This is a genomic window from Candidatus Poribacteria bacterium (genome assembly GCA_009839745.1).
Taxonomy (GTDB): Bacteria; Poribacteria; WGA-4E; order WGA-4E; family WGA-3G; genus WGA-3G.
Genome location: VXPE01000090.1, coordinates 1 through 19425, shown reverse-complemented (window position 1 = coordinate 19425; position 19425 = coordinate 1). Strand labels below are relative to the sequence as shown.

The window sequence follows — 19425 nt, the reverse complement described above, 5'->3', positions numbered from 1 at the left end:
CAGGTATATAATAATACCATTAAACGGAGGGGTTGTCAAGTTTTTTTACAGGCCCATTTGGTTTTTCATTTTTGCGCTGGACTTTAGAGGCACAGGCCCGGTAGGAGCGGTTTCTAACCGCTCTGGACATGGCATACGAAATTTGTCTCTACGATTCCAAACGCATCGGCATTACAAGACAGATGTGACTTTCCGCACCGACCGGTTTAAAGACGATAGGCTCCACTTCGCTTTTAAACTCTATTGCCATGGACTCCGTTTCAACGTGTCCCAAAGTCTCTATCAACAAACGCGCATCGATACCAATCCGTATGCGTCCTGTGCCAGACTCCACAAGAATAGGCTCGTATGCCTCTCCTAATTCCGGAGTCTTTGCTGAAATCTGGAGCTGCTCAGTATCAATTTCCAAAGCAATCGCATAGTTCTTCGGATCCGATAGCAACGCAACGCGCCGTGCTGCATGCAGCATCTGTTCTTTAGAGACGACCACTCTGCCTTCCGCAGCTTCAGGGATGATTTTCTGGTATGGTGGGTAATCGCCCTCTACGAGTCGTGTCGTTAAGGTCGCATTCTCATCAGCGAAGAGAATCTGATTTTCAAAAATTGAGATCTGCACTGTGCCAGATTCAGTGAAAGTGCGAGCGATCTCTTTAACGGCTTTGAGTGGGATGATGAACCCTTTTACATCCTCTGACGTGAGCCGTTCACAGCGTGCAAGTGCGAGCCATCTCATATCGGTGGCAACGACTTCCGTTTTATCGGGCAGGAAATTAAAATAGAGTCCATTTAGGAAATAGCGAACATCCTCCGTTGCGGCGGCAAATTCGGTCTTGTAAAGTAGATCCCGCAGAACATCGCCATCAATTGTTAGTGAATCTCCGTCAACAGCAGGCAATTGTGGGAATTCTTCGTCTGGAAGTCCAATAATTTTATAAACACCGTTCCCACAAGTGAGTTCAACTCGGTCATTTGCCGTCGTTGCGAAGTGGATCGGTTTGTCTACCGGTAATTCTTTGACGATGTCTGCCAACTTTTTCGCAGAGACAGTAATAGCCCCGTCTTCTTGAATGGCACCTTCCACCTTGATCTTAATACCGACCTCCAAATCTGTGGCGATACATTCAATTTTTCCATCTGCGGCTTGGATAAGAACGTTTGAAAGAATCGGTAGGGTTGTGCGTCCACTCGCTACGCCTTGTAGCACTTGCAGAGAATTCAAGAGATCATGTTTTTCAAAGGTTAATTCCATTTCCGGTTCTCCTTACAAGCATTTTTACAATTTTACTAAAAAAACGCGTTAAAGTCAAGCACTTTTTTAACTTATGTTAAGTAATTTGGGGGATGCTATGACTGAGGTACCTGAATGTAAAGGTTGCACATTTCTATTTTCTTATTGTTAATGACGCGGTTTGGAGACGAAAAGGGTGCATGATTTGGTAAAAAATCGCAACAAGTGAAAGATGGTGTTTCTATTCGTTCCAAATGCCGATTTCGCGGTAGAAACGGACGGCACCCGGGTGAAAAGACGTGCCTGTATCTTTGACGACGTTTTTCGGATTAATGGCTTTGCCGGCACCGTGCCGTTTCACGACTTCCGCCCGGTATGTATACAAGGTCTTCGTGAACTCATAGACGATGTTTTCATCTGCGTTTTCAGCGGTGATGAGGTGCATCGCGCCCACATTCATACTCGCGAACGGCTCCGTCTGTCCTTTATAGGTATTGGCAGGGATAGTTATTGCATTAAAGAAAGGATAATCTGCAAAGAGGGACTGTTTCGCGGCATCGTCGAATGGAATGAAGAAGATGTCTTGAGACGTGCTGGCTTGTGTAGCAGCTGGCGTTGGGACCGCACCCCCGACGAATGCAGCGGCAGCAGAACCGTCCGCTAACAAATCTACCGCCCCGATATAAGTGCTATTAATGGGTGTGAAATCCTCGTAGGTGATACCGTGTGCCGCCAGTATCGGTTTAAGGAAGTACTCGAAGCCTGCTCCTGCGGGTCCAACGACAATCCGTTTACCGGTGAAGTCTCGGATACTACGGACATCAGAGGACTGTGGTGTAAGGAACAGTCCAACATTGGGAGCAAGCGTCATGACGGTTTGGATGGTGTGTTCGGTTGCCCAGGCCCCTTCGCCGCGCACGGCAAAATAGGAAATTGCGGCATTGGCGAGCGCGAATTCCAATTCACCGTTCACGATGCGTCGGATGTTTTCCTGTGTGCCTTTCGTGGCTTCTGCGGTCACTTCCCAGTTCGCCTCGGAAACGTTACCGTCAACGACCTCGGCAATTGCCGAACCGACGACGAAGAACGCGCCACCCGCAGGGGCAGTGCCGATACTGATATAGCGGCGTTTCGTAGAAGTATCGTTCACCAACTCGGCGGGAGTATTGCCCTTTTCATTTTGGGCAGTGTTTTGTTTTGCGGTGTTGTCGCACCCGATGGCAAGTATAACGCAGAGAATCGATAGATAGGACAGGATTGATTTCATGAGGAGCTCCTATAGGTTATGGTTATTTCGGGCTGACAAAGTGCTCTCATCCATATCAATTGAGCGGCACTTCGGGTGGAAATGGACACATTTCCGCCATTGCTGGGAAGATGTGCGTTACATCTTTTCTAAACACGTCTCCACTCAAAATGTCAACAATGCCGCCCTGATGCTCTGGGTATTCTGAGAGGAATCGTGCAAAACTAAATTCCTTCGTATAAAAAGCGTAGACGAGTTTCCGAAATGCCTCCATCCCCTTTACAAATTCGGGTCCAAAACTTCCAAGTTGCGTTCCGGAGAAGTCGTTCTTACGGAACGCTTCGATGATAACATCCGCTGCCATCTCACCAGATTTGAGTGCAAGAAACAGCCCTGTTGAGTAGACGGGATCCAAGAATCCGAATGCGTCGCCTACGAGCACCCAGTTGTTGCCCGCAATACGACTCGCACGGTAGGAGAAATCTTTTGTGGTTTGAATGGGGAGGAGTTGCTTCGCGCCTTCGAGCCGTTGTTGCAATGGCGCACACTTCGCGAGTTCTTCGGTGAAGATTTTTTGGGCATTGAGTTTGCCGTCGGCATTCCTTCGACCCTGAAGGAGATAGTCCAACTCGCCCACAACCCCAATACTCGTGCGGTTGTAAGGGAGTGGGATCGACCAGAACCAAGAATCCTTCTCTTCGGTGTGTAGGATGAGCGTCGCGCCCTCGTCGATGCCTTCGTCTCTGTGTCCGCCTTCATAGTGTGTAAAGAGCGATGCCATTTTGAGGTTCGGTTCTATCGTATTCAGGTTCAGTTGCCTTCCGATGAGGGACCGCTGTCCGGTAGAATCCACGATAACAGTGGCATGGAGGGTTTCACGGGTGCCGTCTGTCCGCTGCGTAACAACACCGGTTGCGGTGTCCCCTTCAAAGAGGACTTCTCGCACACTGATTCCCCTATGGACCTCTACACCTTTTTCTTCCGCATTCTCCAAGAGCATCTGGTCGAACTCACTCCGCAAGACCTGCCATGTGACAGCACTTTCGTGCGGGTTGGTTTGAAAGAAATAGAAGGGGGTGGAGGCTTTACCGGCGCGTGAGTAGAACTGGACGCTGTATTTCTGTGGAAAATGACTCGTCCGTAGTTTTTCGAGCATACCGAGTCGCTTGAAGGTCCAGTAGGTAGCGGGAATCAGCGATTCCCCGATTTTGAATGTCGGCTCGGCTTCCCGTTCAAGGAGAAGGACGCGATGCCCCTGTTCCGCGACGAGTGTTGCAACAGTGCTTCCCGCGGGTCCACCTCCGATAACGATGGTGTCGTAGGTATGATATGTATTCATTTATTTAGGGCTGTATTTCATATCCGTTCTGATTGTGCTGCTAAAGCAGTAAATTGACGCCTTGTGCTAAATAACTGTTTGTAAAACACAACTTCACAGAAGTGCCATTTTTTTATGTGTTTCTCACGAGTTGTGCCCCTCTTGAGTCCCGTAGGGACGATATGTTTATAGAAAAACGGCATACACCCCCTTTCAGTCCCGTAGGGACGATATGTTTATTTCAGGACTTACGCACTTTTGACTGTCGTCTGTTCTGTGAGATGAGATTTTTCGGAAAACACAGTGTTCAGGTGGAAACCCACACTAAAAGTTTATGCTACAAAAGAGCAATATGCGTAAGTCCTATATTGATTTACATACGTATAACGGTTTGTCCGTAATTCTCATATATGGATATGATTTGAGTCCCGTAGGGTTTATTTGCTTGGGTATTTCTTCAATATGTTTATAGAAATGCGGCATTAACATCCGTTTTGAGTCCCGTAGGGACGGTATGTTTATGGGATAATATCAATATCTGTGAAAATAACAAAAACAATGCGTTAATTAGCACAAGCCGTTAAGTTCATAATCTGCCATTTTAGGTTGCCTCCTATTAGGACAAAACCTCAATCATGACATCGCCATCTGTCACAACGTCTAAAATTACACGATTTCCCTCAAGCAATGCCATCCCGACCAAGGGACCACCGTCCGTTCGTAGAACAGGAACTTCGCGTTCTTTGCCATGCCATAACACTTTCGCACGATATAGTTCAAGGGCTACTGTATTCCCATCGCCAAGAATTGCGTATCGGCGACCTGCTCGTCGGAAACCAAGACGGTTAATTAAATCACCTGGCAGAGTCAAGGAACCATCAAAGCCTGTATCAATGACGACTTCAATCTTCTCTCGCCGATTTAAGCCAACAATTTCCAATTCAATAATGGCTTCTTGATTATTTGTAATTCTTCCGACAATCATTGCGTTGGTGCTGAAATCTTAAATCCGATCCGGTAAGCAGCCGGAAATCCGATTCGTAAGCCGTAAACAGTTGCATCGGGGCATTTGGCAAGAAGACTGTCTGTGGCTGCCAAATCTTCGTCAGCAATCGAATAGTCACCTGTTTTGATGTCAATTGCCAAGAACTTTCCTTTGTGCGTAGTTTCAACTTTGTCACGTATGTTTTGCTGATAAAGTGCTTCGCCGCGAGCAGCAATGGCTTCAGAAGTGTTATCAGGATATACCATCGTCGTTCTCCTCACATTTAGCAATCAAATTATTTCTGCTGAAAGAGGCAAGACGCGATTGCATCGCGTATCTACCAAGAGAATTTTCCTGCAACAATTATAACCTAAGATTGCAGGGCGCGTCAACACATAGTTGACGGCGTGTTCTATAGCCGTTCATCGGTGAATCGGTTTGATTTAAGCTCGTATCTCGGTAGCGTTCCGAGTGGGACTGATTTCACGACAGCGCGCAAACCTAACTCGTCTCGGATCGCAGCGGCGACGGCAGTAGCGGTTTCAGCAGGATTTGGATGTGTAGATTCTATCTGGATTTCGAGTTCGTCGAGTGTTCCTGTTCCATAGACACGTCCCGCGAACTCACGGACATCCGAAAACTTGAGAACAATGTTTTCGAGTGTAGCAGGATACACGTTCAGACCGCGAATGATAACGGCTTTGTCTAATCGTCCGATAACACCGCCGTCAAGAACACGACTCGCCCGACCGCATTCGCACAGTGCTGGTTTAAGCTTAACGTAGTCTCCCGTCCGATAACGGATGACGGGCATACCAACGCGTCCTAAATTCGTGATGACTAACTCGCCTTCATCTGCGGCGTTTCCCGTTTCTGGATCGAGGACTTCACAGATAAATTCATCTTCGTTGAGATGGACACCCGCTTGCGGTTCGCACATAACACCCCAGGCACCGACTTCCGTTGCCCCGGCATGATCGTAGGCACGCGCCCCCCAACGGCTCTCAATCCGATGTTTCGTAGCAGGTAGACTCGCCCCCGGTTCACCCGCATGGAGTGTCACCCGAATTGAGGATTCTTCAGATAGATTAATACCATCCTGTTCTGCGACTTCAGCGAGCCGCAATGCATACGTCGGTGTAGCAATTAGGACTGTCACATCGTTGCTGAGAATCGCACGTATCCGCTGATCGGAGGTCATACCCCCATTTGGAATCGTGAGCGCGCCCAACTGCTGCGCACCGTGATATGCACTCCAGAAACCGATAAAGGGACCGAACGAAAAGGCGATCATGAGTCGGTCAGCTGCGGTTACGCCAGCAGCGCGATAGATTTCGCCCCAACATTTTCCCCACCAATCCCACGATTCTGCTGTATCTAACCAGCGCAGGGGTGAACCCGTTGTGCCTGAGGTGCGATGGAGACAGGTATATCGCTCCAACGGAAAGGTGAGATTCGTGCCGTAAGGGGGATGCGATACTTGATCGGTGCTGAGCTCTTCCTTGGTGGTAAATGGGAGTTGCCGGTAGTCTGTGAAAGATTGGACATCGTTTGGATGCGTGATCCCAGCTTCGGTGAGTTTTTGTTTGTAGAAAGCGTTTGTTTCTAACACCGGAGCAAGCATCTCACGGAGGCGGTGTAGTTGCGTTTTTGTATCCATATATTACGTATATCGCGTGTTCTGGTATTCGGGGGCATAGAACGCCGGAAGCAGGCTATCCACTTGGAGCAATCCGCGTTGCGTCAGTTGAATTTCGTCCGATGCGGCGTTGACACGTAACATGCCGTCGTTTTGCAGTTTCGCGAAGGGTTCAGCAAAAGTATCGAGGATGTCCGCGTCGAATTTCGCTTTGAAATAGGAAGGTCTGATCTTGCCGAGTTTGAGTTGCAGGATCATCTCCCGCGTCAACCGTTCCGATTCTGTGGGTTTCAGTGCTCGGTAGACCGGAATTCTATCCTCTTCAAGGTGACTGAGGTAGTCGCTCCATGAAGGTGCATTTTGGAAATGAATCCCGCTGAGGTGCGAGAAGGACGCTACACCTGTGCCTATCATATCGCTCCCCTGCCACACGGCATCGCGATAGACAAACTGGCAGTGTTTATCTCTTTTTAGCACTGTATACGCGCTGGATTGTTTGTAACCGGCGTGCTCAAACTGTTCAAAGGCGTATTGATGCCATTCGCGTTTCAGTTTCCAGTCTGCGACCGGGAGTGTATCGCCGCCGAGGATGTCTTTAGAGTAAACGGTGTTGAACGGCAATTCCAGCTGATAGACGGTAACACTATCGGGGTCAAGTTCAATAGTCTTTTTGACGGTTTCTCGCCAACTCTCCCACGTTTCACCTATCATACCTGAGATGAGATCAATGTTGACCTGATCGAACGCCAAACGCTTTATCCAGGGGACGATGCGATACACCTCTTTGGTAAGATGTGCCCTACCGTTTTCAGCGAGGATCTCGTCGTTCAGATTCTCAACGCCGAGGCTCAATCGGGTTACACCGATCCCTTTGATCGCCTCTACTTTCTTTTCTGTCAAGGTGCCGGGTTCACATTCAAAAGCGACCTCTTCAGCGGCATCCCACGGCATTACCCGTTTTACCCGATCAACGAGAGCCGTCAGGTGTTTGACGCTGATATAGGAAGGGGTCCCGCCACCGAAATAGACGAATTTCAGCGGTCTGTCAGCAATTGCGGGTTGTGCGCTGTAAAGTTCCACCTCTTTCGCGAGAGCGTTCAGATACGTGTCGATTTCTGCGCTGTTTTTATCGGTATAAACACGGAAATAGCAGAATTTGCACCGCTTGCGACAGAACGGGATATGAAGGTAAAGCCCCAGCGTGGCCTCTGGACGCGGGTGTTCACTGAGGGCGCGTTCCACTTCTGGCACATCGGACTCGCCCCATACGGAATACGGCGGGTAGTTGGAGACGAAGACGCTCCCTACGGTTGTATCTTTTGAGTCTATGCCTGCTGTCGCAGGTTCCGGTTTTGTTTCAGGCATTATGGGTGCTCCTTAATCTTAAATGGCATCGACCTCTTCACGATTTTGCTGAGTGGGCGTATAATAGATATATTATGTCCGTTTCTTCTGGTTTTTAGTCAAACTCACGATTGAATAAGTTCGCAATATTATAACACGAAACGGCAAACCGTGCCAATCTACGTTGACCCAAAGCAGTAGAGGATCCCGTCCTCAGTCCCGATGTAGATTCTACCCTCGGAGACACTGGGTGAGGCGACGATAGAGGAACCCGTTGCGAATTCCCATACCGATTCACCCGTCGTAATATCTAAAGCGATAAACACCCCACGGGTTGTCCCCACAAAGGCGCGCCTCCCGACGATGACGGCAGAAGACTCAATACGGGATTTAGCGGTATACGTCCATAGCGACTCACCCGTCGCCTGTGAGAGCGCATGCACCATCTTATCGCGTCCTCCGATGATAACGCTGTCTTCCGTGAGAGCGGCGGAAGCGAAGAATGGAAATCTGCGTTTTGGATGCCGATATCGCCAAGCAATCTCCCCAGTATCTAACGCAACCCCCAATATTTCAGTGCCATACGTGCCACAATAGACGCGGTCTTGTGAAATCGCAGGACTCGCCCCGACATACGCCCCGAGATCTATCTGTTGTGTCTGCGTGCCGTCGTTAATATTGATAACGCGGAGATAACTGTCGCATCCGGTAACAATTGCAAAGTTGTCTGCCTTATCAGAACCGCTTGAGACTTGCGTCCAGATCCCAGGCGTGCCGTGGACGTAGCCTTCCGTCTCTAATTTCCAGACCAGTTCTCCGCTCCCTCGGTTCAAACAGTAGAGGAATCCGTCATACGATCCGAACAGCACACGGTCACCAACAACATTTGCCGATGATATGATTTCGCCTTCCGTCGTGAACTGCCATTGCGTCTCTTGGGTGTTGATGTCCACTGCATGAAAAACTCCATCCCCATCCCCGAAATAGACGACATCATTGTGAACAGAGGGCGAGGCTTTGATGGCTCCCTCTACCTGATGCGTCCACTTCTGTTCGCCGGTTTGTGCGTCGATTGCGTAGAGAGTTCCGTTTAATGCCCCAACGTAGACGATGCCATCGACGACTGCGGCGGTGGATTCAATCATATCTCCCGCTTGGAAAGTCCAGAGCAATTGCGGATTTTCGGGAAGTTGGGAATCGGCGAGACCGGTGAGTTGTGGATTCCCACGGAAACTTGCCCAATCGCCGAAAGATACGTGTGACGTGAAGAGCAATAGGAAAATTAGCAGGATAGCAGGCACACGCCGTTGTGCCGTCGCTTTTGACTTTTTAAGATATGTCCGATTCCGATTATCCATTTGGGTCTTAATAAATCTGTTCATAAAGTCTCATAAAATCTCTAATATTCAAAGAACGCGGGTTGAACTGTGCTGTCCACTGTGTTGCCGCTTCCTCTGCCAATGTTGGTATGTCTGCTGTTCCTATGGTGTGTTGAACGGGATAATCCCGGAGCCTACCCGGCAAATTTCCCATCTGTTTCAGCGTTGTAATTCTGTCCGCTAAGTCTCCATCAGGATGCAGTTCACGATAGGCATCTCCTGCGACGGTGCTATTGAATCGGATGACGTGCGGTAACATCAAGGCGACAGCAACACCGTGTGTAACCCCATATCTTGCCGTCAGAGGGTTGGCGCAGGCGTGTGCGGCACCCAGCATCGAGTTTTCAATCGCAAGTCCCGCGAGATAAGCACCGAACAGCATCTTACTTCGGGCTGTAGCATTTTCAGGTTCAAGACATGCCGCAAAGTGCGTGTTTAGCAACTCCCACGCGTGTTGTGCGAACATCTGAGACATCAGGGTGTGTCGAGTGGAAACGAAACTTTCGATCGCATGGGCAATTGCATCTATACCTGTTACTGCTGCCACGGATCTGGGCAAGGTTTCCGTGAGTGTCGCATCCAAAATTACAGTTCCGAACCGTGCTTTTTTATCGCCACACGCCATCTTGATGTGTGTATCCGCCTGTGCGATGAGTGCATAGGACTGTGCCTCGCTGCCGGTGCCGATCGTGGTCGGAATACCGATAGAGGGGAGCATCGGTTGTGTTGCCTTATCTGTGCCCCAGTAGTCCTCCATCTTTCCGCCGTTTGTGAGCAGGAAGTTTACGCCTTTCGCACAATCCATTGAACTGCCGCCGCCGAGTCCGATGATGAGATCTATCGGCGCGTTGGTCTTGGCGACTGCGAGCGCAGCGTCAACATCTTCTGTCGTCGGATTGGGTGTCGTATCAGCAAAAACGTAAGCGGCGATCCTTTCGCTTTGCAGTGCTGAGACGGCTCTCGCGAGGATACCTGCCTTTTCGATACCGGCATCTGTCACAACGAGGGCGCGGCTACCCCCGCGTTTGTGGGTCAACTCACCGAGTCTCTCGATTGTGTTATTACCGAAGATAACCTGTTGGTTCAGTTCACAGTCAAAAGTTTCCATTTTTTTAACTATGGCCTTCGATCCGCTCTCCAAATGTAAAGCTAAGACAAATTATGCCATTTGAGGCATAATTTCATTACGAGCGGGTTCTTGGTTAATCCGTGACTGGGTTAGAACCCATGTAATGGAAAGCAGTCCAAGGAATCATAGATTAAAAAACCTCGCTTTTCTGAGGCATGCCAGCGCGGCGTTGCATCGCAACAAGTTCCTATAACAGGATACCAGAATTTAAGAGGGAAAATCAAGGGAAAGGTGAATTGTCTTAGTAGCGAGGTTTTATGAGGAGTAAGCGGTGGTTGGATGGTATTGGTGTTAATTGTCTGAATAGCGGATTACACGGAGGGCGCAGATTTCGCGGGTTGAAACCTGTAACATCAGATAATCCACTAAGATGGGCGTTTTTCATTACACTATCATACCTACGGAGGTGTTAGCAGTGCGGCGAGGTCTTCCGGTATCTCGACATTATACCTTTGCTCAAAATCTGCAACGCTTGAATATGAGTTCTGAAATAACGCAATAATATCTACCCCCATGTTCTTGGCAATTGTCAAGTCCGATTTGGCTTTTTCCCACTCTTGTAGGTGTAATAGTGCTATGCCGCGATTGTTATAAAACGAAACGTTATCCGGTTTGAGCTGTATAGCTTGGTCATAGTCTTCAATAGCGCGGTCAATCTTACCTTTATTTTTGTAAGCGATGCCACGATAGTTATAAGCATCGGCAAAATCTGGATTTAGTTGTATGCTTTCGTTATAATTTTCAATAGCGGAGTCAACCTCGCCTTTTTCGCCGTAAGCAAGGCCGCGACTGTAATAGGCTATGGAAACAATAGAGATGTCCGTCGGATCTAACCGTATGACTTCGGTGTAGTATGCAATGGCATCATCCGGATTGTCATTTTGGTGAGCTTCAATACCTCGCTGTAAATAGTCTTGGGGATCGGGTTCAATGTACGGTTCATCGTGGGCATGCAGACGAGCAAACCCATCAAAATCAGGATAAATATTGGCTTCGGTGATACCTGATATTTTATCCAGAGATATTAAGATATCTTGTTTACTGCTTTTTTTGATGATATACTCAGCCTCAGCTTCAATTTGGGCACCACTGAACACAAAAACAGATTGTTGAGCGATAATACGGTTGTTCTGAAGTTTGGGTTGCCATTGGTATAGTAAGTATCTACCGTTTTTGTCCGGTTTCAGAAAATAGTCAATGTCCTCTTTTATTAATTCAGGATTGACCGTTTTCAGCCGGACCATATCATCGTGGCGGACAGCGAAGACTTTACCGTTTGTGTCTCCTTTGGTGCTTTGCTGGCAGGCAAACCAGAGCGCGACCAATGCACTACGTGTAAAGTCTATCAGACAAGTGGCTGCCCCGAAGTGCTGAAGTTCGGCAAGGAGTTCCAGATCGAACAATTGCTGTCCATTCCTCTGATCGTGTCCGAAGCTTCGCGCTTTTTCTATCAAATCCTTGTTGATTTTGAGTAATTGACTCGGATTATTTCTGTCAATTTCCGGCAGGCGGCGGTAAGCAGATGCTTCTATTTTGTAACTTTCCGTTGAAACGCCACGAAACAGGTATTGCCCATCGCTAAATTGTGCCGCCCATTCTATGAATTTGTTTATGGCTTTAGCAGTGATGTTATTCTGATCTTCCAAAATGATTATTTCTTCCCGTTCGGGTTTTGATTTTGTTTGAATTTAGATGAAAAGGATCAGTGGATGCAGCTCAATATCCCACTACAACAGTGGTGCATATTGAGCTTTCAACAAGTGGATTATTCAGAGAGTTGGCAGGTACCATTAACTTGAAAAATATGAGGAGGCTCGTTCGCAGCCCGTTTGCGTCGACGTCCTTTAAATTTGACTTCTACCTGTTCAGAATTCAAAAGTTTCAAATCAAATTGAAGTATCTCCTCAACTGTGTGTGAAAGTTTCAGGTAAAGGACAGAGGTTAAACGGGCAAACTTCTCAAATTGACCTTGGCTTTTCCCAATAAAGCGATATAAGGATGGGATGGGTGAGGCAGAAATTTGAAATCCGTTCCCTCCACGAATGAACATTTCCAATGTAACTTCATTGAATAAACCCGTAGGGCCTGTTCGGTTCTGGAAATCTGCTGGGAGTTCGCCTAATTTTTCGTCAAGTAAGATACGCCTTGCCCGCATTTCAGCCATCTCGTCCGGTGAAAGACTGCCAAATGTCATTTCGCCAAGGGGATTTGCATTTTGTCTGCGTCTTTCTTTGTTGAAAACAACTTTCCAAACGATTTGAGAATCGGATGTGGTTTCTACAATTTCCTGGGGCTTCACCCACGCGGCATCTTCTCTGAGTGCAAGTGCAATATGAACATCCCTTGCAAATGCATCAGTGATATGCCTTCTTAATGTGCGCAGAAAAGCGGTTTCTTCGGGAGATTCTGGAAGCAGTTCAAGCGAAATTTCTATTGAATCCCAATGTGCCTTTTGAACTGGAACGAAGTACGACTTTCCATCTTCAGAGACTAACAAGACATATTCAGTTGTGTTTTGCTCAACGACACTGGCAGTCGTTCGATCCGTTGCAGCGGTTTTTGGTGTTGTGCCCGACAACTTTTTATCTAAAGCCTCATATACTTCTTCAATTGTGATTAAACGTAAATCAAGGTATCCAATCGTCGGTGGAATTCCTGGGATCTCTGTATCATCAATACGCACTGGCAGAATATACTCACGGTTTTCCTGAAATGCTCGTGCTTGAACCATCTGGCGTTCATGATTTGTCCATAACTTTCGCTCGTAGTGCTTAGACAGGAACATCACACAATAGCGCGCTCGGTCTTTGTAAACTTCTGACAAGTAGTCATAGAGATTTTTGCCCCAAAGACTTGCTAACTCGTCTTCATCATAAAAGGGTTTATATCCCCCCGCTATTAGGAGATCTCTCAATGTCTCAGCATACTCTCGATCTTCTCCTGCAAATGATAGGGCAACATCGTATTTTTGCATTTTTGACCCTCTTAAATGCTTGCAAGCTCCATCTTCCGCGCAATCCGCGATTCATAAATTTATTCCACTGCATCCGCCCACAATGCGGGATACCTCTAACTATTAAATCATACCATGTTTGCATCCGTTTGTCAACGTCAACTTTGCGAAGCAATCAAAATCGCAGATTATCACAGATGGGCTGGGGACGGGGATTAGAAAATCGCTATTTTTTACTTAATTCGTGATTTAGGCTATTCCTAACTGCTCCGGTGAGGCAGCCTACTTATATTGACCACCACCATGTTGATCGATAAATCCTTATCCCATTTATATTTTCCCAACCGTCCAGTTCCCACATAGACCTTCCATCATTTGAATACTTAAGCGACTCATATAATTGATTGTACACTGTTTCAGTCAGTCGTGATGGGTAATCGGGTGAAAGAGAACATAGTTTTGCTGCGTAGTTTGCTGAACGTCCAACCCAAACTAAATCATTTGATCCCCGTATACCAGTGCGTGCTACAAATAAATCGCTGGTATCAATACCTACAACTTGTTTGACACGGTAGTTTGTTGAAGGATAATGCTTTTTTATGAGAGGGTTGATTATCTCGGTGACTGTGTAGTTTATTTTCAATGCTGAACGGGCGGCTTTAGTATTTTTCGATTCACCAATATATACTGCCATGATACGATCGCCATCGTAAGAAGTGATCTCACCACCCTCAGATCGTATAACCTTAGCAGCACAACTGAGGTATGCCTTATATATTTCAGCCGCGAATTCAGGATAGTAGTTGTCCACAAGATTTGTAGATTCGTCAAGATCTGCATATAGTACGGTCCCATCTAACTTTACGGCATCGTTACCTAACCCTAAATTTTCTGACTCTGGAACTTTTTGACCGTCCCGGGTAGTCCATGTATCTTTAAATATTTTCTCTACCGCTTCAGCATAATCCTTAACTAAACTCATAAAAACAATTCTCCTTGTGTGAAATTACTTAACACCAATCTTGTGAATAATATCCCGAAGTAGATCGCATGCCGGACCCAATAAGGAGATAAAGTCATCGGAATTCTCTAACCTATAATCCAAAGGAGTGAGTCCGAACAAATCCGAAGGAATTTTAATATTGCCCCCGCGGGGGACAACCATAAAGGTGCGCTCATGTGACAAGGCACCGATGAATAGTCCTAACTCTAAAATTACATTATCACGAGGAGCATCAAATTCTTCGTTACGGCTTTTCACAAAATCATCAGTCCCAAGTACTAATACCGCAAAATCGGCTTCTTGAACCTGTTTTTCAAGTTCAGTTATTGGAAACCGTGAAGGACCGAACACTCTATCTGTCCATAAATTTACAACAAAATCATCGTGGTCAAAATTGGAACGAATTGCTCGTGCAACAGGGAGTGATTCCGTTGAGGAACCTATAAACACAACGGGGCGTGGATTCGTAGAAAGTACCAACTTATTTCTTTGCTGTAACCTTTTAGCAAGTTCTGTGGCAATTAGTTGCCATACTCTGGGGTATTCATCTGCCAATGGACGGAAGGCTGTCTCAGAGATTTTCGCAACAACTGTTTGTTCAATGGCAATAACGGACGCAGAACGCCTTGCAGAGGGATCAATTAACGCCATTTCACCGACATGTTCTCCGGATTTTCTGATTGCTACTTCCCGCCCATTAACAACGATAGAAAGCCGTCCGGCGAGTATAAAATAGAGGTCATCGTCTGTCCCATCTTGGGCGATTAGTTCTCCCTTAGGTTCAAACTGAAGGATTTCAGCTTGCTTCGCCAATTCTATAGTTAAATTTTCGTTATCATGAATGATGGTTTGTTGACGTAAAGCTGAGATAAGTCGATTGAAATTTTCCATTCCACGAAATCTGTTAATCATTTCCATCATTTATCAATTTCCAATAAGATAGTTTTTGTTTTTTGCTATGCTGTCGGCGGTGTTAGCAGTTCGGCAATGTCCTCTGGCAACTGAATACCAGTTTTCTGCTCAAAATCTTCAACGTTTTCGCAGTCGTTATGGAATGCAGCGATGATATACACATCCATCTCTTTGGCAGTGATGAGGTCTGATTTTGCTTTTTCCCATTCTTGCAGATGCAACCGTGCTTCACCGCGGTTATGATAAGCATCAGCATAGTCAGATTTTAGTTCTATCGCTTTGGTATAGTCGTTGATAGCGTTATCAAACTCGCCTTTTTTTACGTAAAAAACACCGCGATTGTGATGCGCCTCGGCAAGATCGGGGTTGAGTCTTATTGCTTCTGTATAGTCATTTATGGCGTTATCAAAATCACCTTTTTCGTAGTAAGTATTGCCTCGATTGTAATAGGTCCTAACGTCGTCTGGGTTGAGTCTTATTGCTTCTGTATAGTCTCTGATGGCATTATCAAACTGCGCTTTCTTATCATAAGCATTGCCCCGATTGAAATATGCCTCGGCAGAATCGGGTTTCAGTTGTATCGCCTTGACAAAATCTTTTATGGCGTTATCAAAATCATTTTTCTTATAGTAAGCAATACCCCGATTGATGTAGGCCTCGGCAGAATCGGGTTTTAATTTTATTGCCTTGGTAAAATGCGAAATAGCTTCTTCATATTGCCATTGTTTTTCTTCAGGTGTTGGTGCTTCATTTGCTCTATTTTGACAGGCAAAACCTCTATAAAAGTGTGTATACGCATCCCCATGAATATTTTGGTTTCTAATAAACCCATGGATGTCATTGTAGATAACTTCTGTGGATATGCCGTGATAATCCCGCAGGTGCTGGAGCAACGGTTCTTTGAGATTTGCCGGAATAGTGACTATATCACTCTCCTCTGGCTCGATAAAGCCTCGTGGCGGTCTGATGAATACACTTTTTTTGACAATGACACGGTGCCGTGGATTCCGAGGGGGCGCGATCATGTCGCTTATCTCATCTCTTTTTTGAAGGATAACCCGACCGTCTTCGTCATAACGACCATCACATGCAAAAAAAAGGGCAATGAAATAGTCTGTCGTAAAGTCAATTAGATTTGTTTTACCACCGTAGTGTTGGATTTCGGTGAGAATTTCAAAATCTCTTGCTTCCTCTGTTAACGCCGTTATCACGTTTGGTGGTGCCATGACATCCAGGCGAAAGTCCTGGGGGAGGTCCCCTGTATGTTTTTTTGCAGCAGCCAGCATCTCTTTTTCGACAAGGTCTATATTAAAATTTCCAGTTTCAATCTCAAAATCACGATAGAGTTTTGAGGAAACTTTTGGATTACATTTACGTTCACCGCGATAGATATAACCGCCGCCTTTCGATTTTTTCTTTATCTCGCGGATGATGTCCTGAATTGTAAGTTGAGAGGTGACAGGTTCTACCTCTTGAATAGCATTCCAATCAATCACTGCTGTCCACAATTTTTCTTCTTCCGAGTATTGAACAACACCTTCGACCTCCAACTCTTCGCTATAGATGCTAAGGGATTGTCCAGCTTGCAGCGCAATTCCCTGACGTTCGAGATTCGCTATCGTCCCGGCACAGTTCAACCTCGCTCTGCCTTTTGCGTCTGTGTTGTGGAAGTCTGCGAAAACTCTGGGTTTGTTCATCTTCTTTCCCTCCGAGGATTTGGAACTGTCGGTGTAAGCAGTTTACTAATTTGTTCGGGCGTAAGTCCTGATCAATTTATCTGTTAAGAAAACAATTTCGCAATTAGTAGTTTTGGGATTGGTTAAATTCGTTTTAACCACTTATTGCGTTTAAATTTTGGTTTATGTTGACTATTCTGCATGGCGTCTCAACAGAAAAGCATCTTTACGATTTTTACGTGCAGTCATATAGGAAGGATTTAGACTAATACATTTATCAAAATCTGCTATAGCACGCTCATACATCTCTTTTCCGCTGTAAGCTACACCTCGTGTATTATAGGCACTGCTATAATGAGGGTCTATTTCAATCGCTTTATTACAATCAGTTATAGCACGGTTATACTCACCCTTTTCGCCATAAGCAAATCCGCGATTGTTGTACGAAAAAGCATCGTGAGAGTCTATTTCAATCGCTTTACTACAATCTGCTATAGCATGGTCATACATCTCTTTTTTATTGTAAGTATTACCTCTATTAGCATAGGCTGTAGCATGATTCGGATTTATTTCAATGGCTTTATTATGTTCCTCTATAGCACGGTCATACTCACCTTTTTCGCCATAAGCAACTCCACGATTAACATAAGGATCGGTATAATCAGGAGAAATTCTGATTGCTGTATTGCATGCTGCTATAGCACGGTCATACTCGCCTTTTGCACTGTAAGCAGTAGCAAGATTGTTATAGGGTTTAGCACGATTCGGATTTATTTCAATGGCTTTATTATGTTCCTCTATAGCACGGTCATACTCGCCTTTTGCACTGTAAGCAGCACCACGGTTATTGTAAAATATAGGACAATCAGGCGATATTTCAATTGCTTTACTATAATCTGCTGTAGCACGGTTATACTCACCTTTCATTTGAAAGGCACATCCACGGTTGTTATAGGCTTCAGCATTATTCGGGCTGAGTTCGATTACACGTGAGTAGACTTTTAACGCTTCGTCTATTTGATCCAGCATCATCATGAAGTTACCCCGATGGAACGCTAAGAAAGCAAGGGTTTCTATTTCCTCAGGTGTTACACTGGGTGAGGGCTTTGCTTGAGATTGCATTTCGTTTACAACCTTTCGGATTCCCGCTACCACACTCATCCACCCTTTGCTCTCAGGATTCCATTCGCTAATATCATAAATTGGCTTGCCTTTTTCAGGAAGAGCTTGAAATTCGCTGAGTTGGTGATTTTGCCAATCGCAGTGTTCAAGGATAATCGGAATCACTCTTATGTTTGGATTTAACGCAGCAGTCAACTCTTTATTGCAATTTTCAGAAGCAAGACTATACGGGCAAGTAAGATAGAGTAAAATATCCGAATCGGCAAGGTTGTTGAAAATTGCATCCCGCCACTTGTCTCCGGGTAGAATTTCGTTGTCATGCCAGACATCAATTAATCCGTTTTGCTTCATGACGGCAAGGTGGGTTATCAATTTATCTTTTGCCTCTGAATTTTTATGTGCATAGGTAATGAAAATTTTTAGTCCTTTATTCACTCTTGTCCCTCCACAATCGCAATTTCATCGTTGGTTAGGTCGTATAAAGCGTATACCAGTTTGTCAATCTCATTTTCCAAGTCTGTGGTGTTGGTGTCTGGGGTTACGGCTTTTGCTGCAAGGATTGCATCAACCTTGTTTTCAATTTTTGCGACAAGATTTTGATTTACATCTGTGATAGGTGGAATAGGGAAATTTTTCATAAATTCACTCTTAAATCTGACACCTTTTGAACCCAAATGACCACCCGCATAGTAATTCTTGAATGCGAACAGAAAAAACGTTGAATTTAAGATACCAAGCAAGTAGGTAAGGTGTTCGCCTGTTAATATCCGAGTCGTATCAAGCGAATAGAATTTGTTTCTATCAATAAAAAACGTTCCTTCCTTCGCCATTTCTTGCCAAACAATCTTCTCCTTATCAAATTCAGCATAGTAAGCACAAGCCCTGAGATTCCACCAATTTTCACCTTGGTCGTCTCTTTCAAATACTCCTTTACCTTTCGCTTTTATTCTTCCGGAGTCTATCTGTTTTCCTATATCCTCAAGGTGACCGAAAATAGAAGGATAGTTGTTCAGAATATTCAAGTCGTAACCAGTTGCCAGAATGTAAAATCCTGATGGTCTGGTGTAGTAGCGTTTAATGTCTTTTCCACGCAAAAGTGGTTTGATGATTTCTGCTGACTTCGGGTCTTGTGCTATGAGTTGCTCACGTTTGGTTTTATCTATGATGAATGCTTCATTACAACCTGTTACAATTCCACGATAAATGTTTATATCCCAATCTTTGAGCGGTTTACCGATATTCTCTATTTTACGTTTCAGAGCGAGTTCAGCAGACGAAAGTATCGCCCAGGGTTCCCCTTCAGCGAGCATCTCCACAGTCGCGCCATTATCACTCAAATATTGGGCGATGTTACCGGTTTGTCTGTTAAAATCGGCACCGAGAGATACACCTACGAAGGCAGTGGGTACATCGGAGACAATCTTTTGAAAAAGCAGGATGTTTGTGTCAACGGTAGCATCAAATACATCTGGTCCCATATCCAGCAGTTGA

Annotated in this window: 16 protein-coding genes; all 16 read right to left on the bottom strand. The window is 45.7% G+C overall.

Features of this window, described 5'->3' with window-relative positions:
* Positions 1–148: 148 nt before the first annotated feature.
* Positions 149–1249, bottom strand: coding sequence for a DNA polymerase III subunit beta (gene dnaN, locus F4X88_14675; GenBank protein ID MYA57534.1), 1101 nt, complete (start codon positions 1247–1249; stop codon positions 149–151).
* A gap of 220 nt (positions 1250–1469) precedes the next feature.
* A complete protein-coding gene (locus F4X88_14670) occupies positions 1470–2495 on the bottom strand; it encodes a TAXI family TRAP transporter solute-binding subunit (protein MYA57533.1) in 1026 nt (341 codons plus the stop codon).
* A gap of 55 nt (positions 2496–2550) precedes the next feature.
* Entirely contained in the window at positions 2551–3813 is a 1263-nt protein-coding gene (locus F4X88_14665) for an NAD(P)/FAD-dependent oxidoreductase (GenBank protein MYA57532.1), read from the bottom strand.
* A gap of 595 nt (positions 3814–4408) precedes the next feature.
* Positions 4409–4777, bottom strand: a complete 369-nt coding sequence (locus tag F4X88_14660; GenBank protein ID MYA57531.1) for a clan AA aspartic protease — start codon at positions 4775–4777, stop codon at positions 4409–4411.
* Positions 4774–5043: a hypothetical protein gene (locus F4X88_14655; protein MYA57530.1), complete on the bottom strand. Its 270-nt coding sequence runs from the start codon at positions 5041–5043 to the stop codon at positions 4774–4776. Before F4X88_14655 ends, F4X88_14660 begins: the two co-directional genes overlap by 4 nt.
* Before the next feature lie 146 nt (positions 5044–5189).
* Positions 5190–6437: a phenylacetate--CoA ligase gene (locus F4X88_14650; GenBank protein ID MYA57529.1), complete on the bottom strand. Its 1248-nt coding sequence runs from the start codon at positions 6435–6437 to the stop codon at positions 5190–5192.
* A 3-nt stretch (positions 6438–6440) separates the two neighbouring features.
* Positions 6441–7781 carry a coproporphyrinogen III oxidase family protein gene (locus tag F4X88_14645; protein MYA57528.1) on the bottom strand — a complete coding sequence of 447 codons (1341 nt, stop codon included), beginning with the start codon at positions 7779–7781 and terminating at the stop codon, positions 6441–6443.
* A 158-nt stretch (positions 7782–7939) separates the two neighbouring features.
* Positions 7940–9142, bottom strand: coding sequence for a PQQ-binding-like beta-propeller repeat protein (locus F4X88_14640; protein MYA57527.1), 1203 nt, complete (start codon positions 9140–9142; stop codon positions 7940–7942).
* Positions 9126–10247, bottom strand: a complete 1122-nt coding sequence (locus tag F4X88_14635) for an iron-containing alcohol dehydrogenase (GenBank protein ID MYA57526.1) — start codon at positions 10245–10247, stop codon at positions 9126–9128. The genes F4X88_14640 and F4X88_14635 overlap by 17 nt, the downstream gene beginning before the upstream one ends.
* Positions 10248–10666: 419 nt before the next feature.
* On the bottom strand, positions 10667–11914 hold the full coding sequence (locus F4X88_14630; protein MYA57525.1) for a tetratricopeptide repeat protein: 1248 nt from the start codon (positions 11912–11914) through the stop codon (positions 10667–10669).
* A 119-nt stretch (positions 11915–12033) separates the two neighbouring features.
* Entirely contained in the window at positions 12034–13242 is a 1209-nt protein-coding gene (locus tag F4X88_14625; protein MYA57524.1) for a TIR domain-containing protein, read from the bottom strand.
* A 265-nt stretch (positions 13243–13507) separates the two neighbouring features.
* Positions 13508–14203 (bottom strand): adenylate/guanylate cyclase domain-containing protein, encoded by a 696-nt coding sequence (locus F4X88_14620; protein ID MYA57523.1) that lies wholly within the window; start codon positions 14201–14203, stop codon positions 13508–13510.
* Positions 14204–14227: 24 nt separating this feature from the next.
* A complete protein-coding gene (locus F4X88_14615; protein MYA57522.1) occupies positions 14228–15145 on the bottom strand; it encodes a cyclic nucleotide-binding domain-containing protein in 918 nt (305 codons plus the stop codon).
* A 35-nt stretch (positions 15146–15180) separates the two neighbouring features.
* On the bottom strand, positions 15181–16833 hold the full coding sequence (locus tag F4X88_14610; protein ID MYA57521.1) for a tetratricopeptide repeat protein: 1653 nt from the start codon (positions 16831–16833) through the stop codon (positions 15181–15183).
* Between the two features lie 171 nt (positions 16834–17004).
* Positions 17005–18369 carry a tetratricopeptide repeat protein gene (locus F4X88_14605; protein MYA57520.1) on the bottom strand — a complete coding sequence of 455 codons (1365 nt, stop codon included), beginning with the start codon at positions 18367–18369 and terminating at the stop codon, positions 17005–17007.
* A partial coding sequence (locus F4X88_14600; GenBank protein MYA57519.1) for a class I SAM-dependent DNA methyltransferase occupies positions 18366–19425 on the bottom strand: 1060 nt, incomplete at its 5' end. The genes F4X88_14605 and F4X88_14600, both read right to left, overlap by 4 nt.

Excerpts from the sequence above, each read along its gene's own strand:
- dnaN (MYA57534.1), bottom strand. The coding sequence starts at position 1,249 with ATGGAATTAACCTTTGAAAAACATGATCTCTTGAATTCTCTGCAAGTG.
- F4X88_14670 (MYA57533.1), bottom strand. The coding sequence starts at position 2,495 with ATGAAATCAATCCTGTCCTATCTATCGATTCTCTGCGTTATACTTGCC.
- F4X88_14665 (MYA57532.1), bottom strand. The coding sequence starts at position 3,813 with ATGAATACATATCATACCTACGACACCATCGTTATCGGAGGTGGACCC.
- F4X88_14660 (MYA57531.1), bottom strand. The coding sequence starts at position 4,777 with ATGATTGTCGGAAGAATTACAAATAATCAAGAAGCCATTATTGAATTG.
- F4X88_14655 (MYA57530.1), bottom strand. The coding sequence starts at position 5,043 with ATGGTATATCCTGATAACACTTCTGAAGCCATTGCTGCTCGCGGCGAA.
- F4X88_14650 (MYA57529.1), bottom strand. The coding sequence starts at position 6,437 with ATGGATACAAAAACGCAACTACACCGCCTCCGTGAGATGCTTGCTCCG.
- F4X88_14645 (MYA57528.1), bottom strand. The coding sequence starts at position 7,781 with ATGCCTGAAACAAAACCGGAACCTGCGACAGCAGGCATAGACTCAAAA.
- F4X88_14640 (MYA57527.1), bottom strand. The coding sequence starts at position 9,142 with ATGAACAGATTTATTAAGACCCAAATGGATAATCGGAATCGGACATAT.
- F4X88_14635 (MYA57526.1), bottom strand. The coding sequence starts at position 10,247 with ATGGAAACTTTTGACTGTGAACTGAACCAACAGGTTATCTTCGGTAAT.
- F4X88_14625 (MYA57524.1), bottom strand. The coding sequence starts at position 13,242 with ATGCAAAAATACGATGTTGCCCTATCATTTGCAGGAGAAGATCGAGAG.
- F4X88_14620 (MYA57523.1), bottom strand. The coding sequence starts at position 14,203 with ATGAGTTTAGTTAAGGATTATGCTGAAGCGGTAGAGAAAATATTTAAA.
- F4X88_14615 (MYA57522.1), bottom strand. The coding sequence starts at position 15,145 with ATGATGGAAATGATTAACAGATTTCGTGGAATGGAAAATTTCAATCGA.
- F4X88_14610 (MYA57521.1), bottom strand. The coding sequence starts at position 16,833 with ATGAACAAACCCAGAGTTTTCGCAGACTTCCACAACACAGACGCAAAA.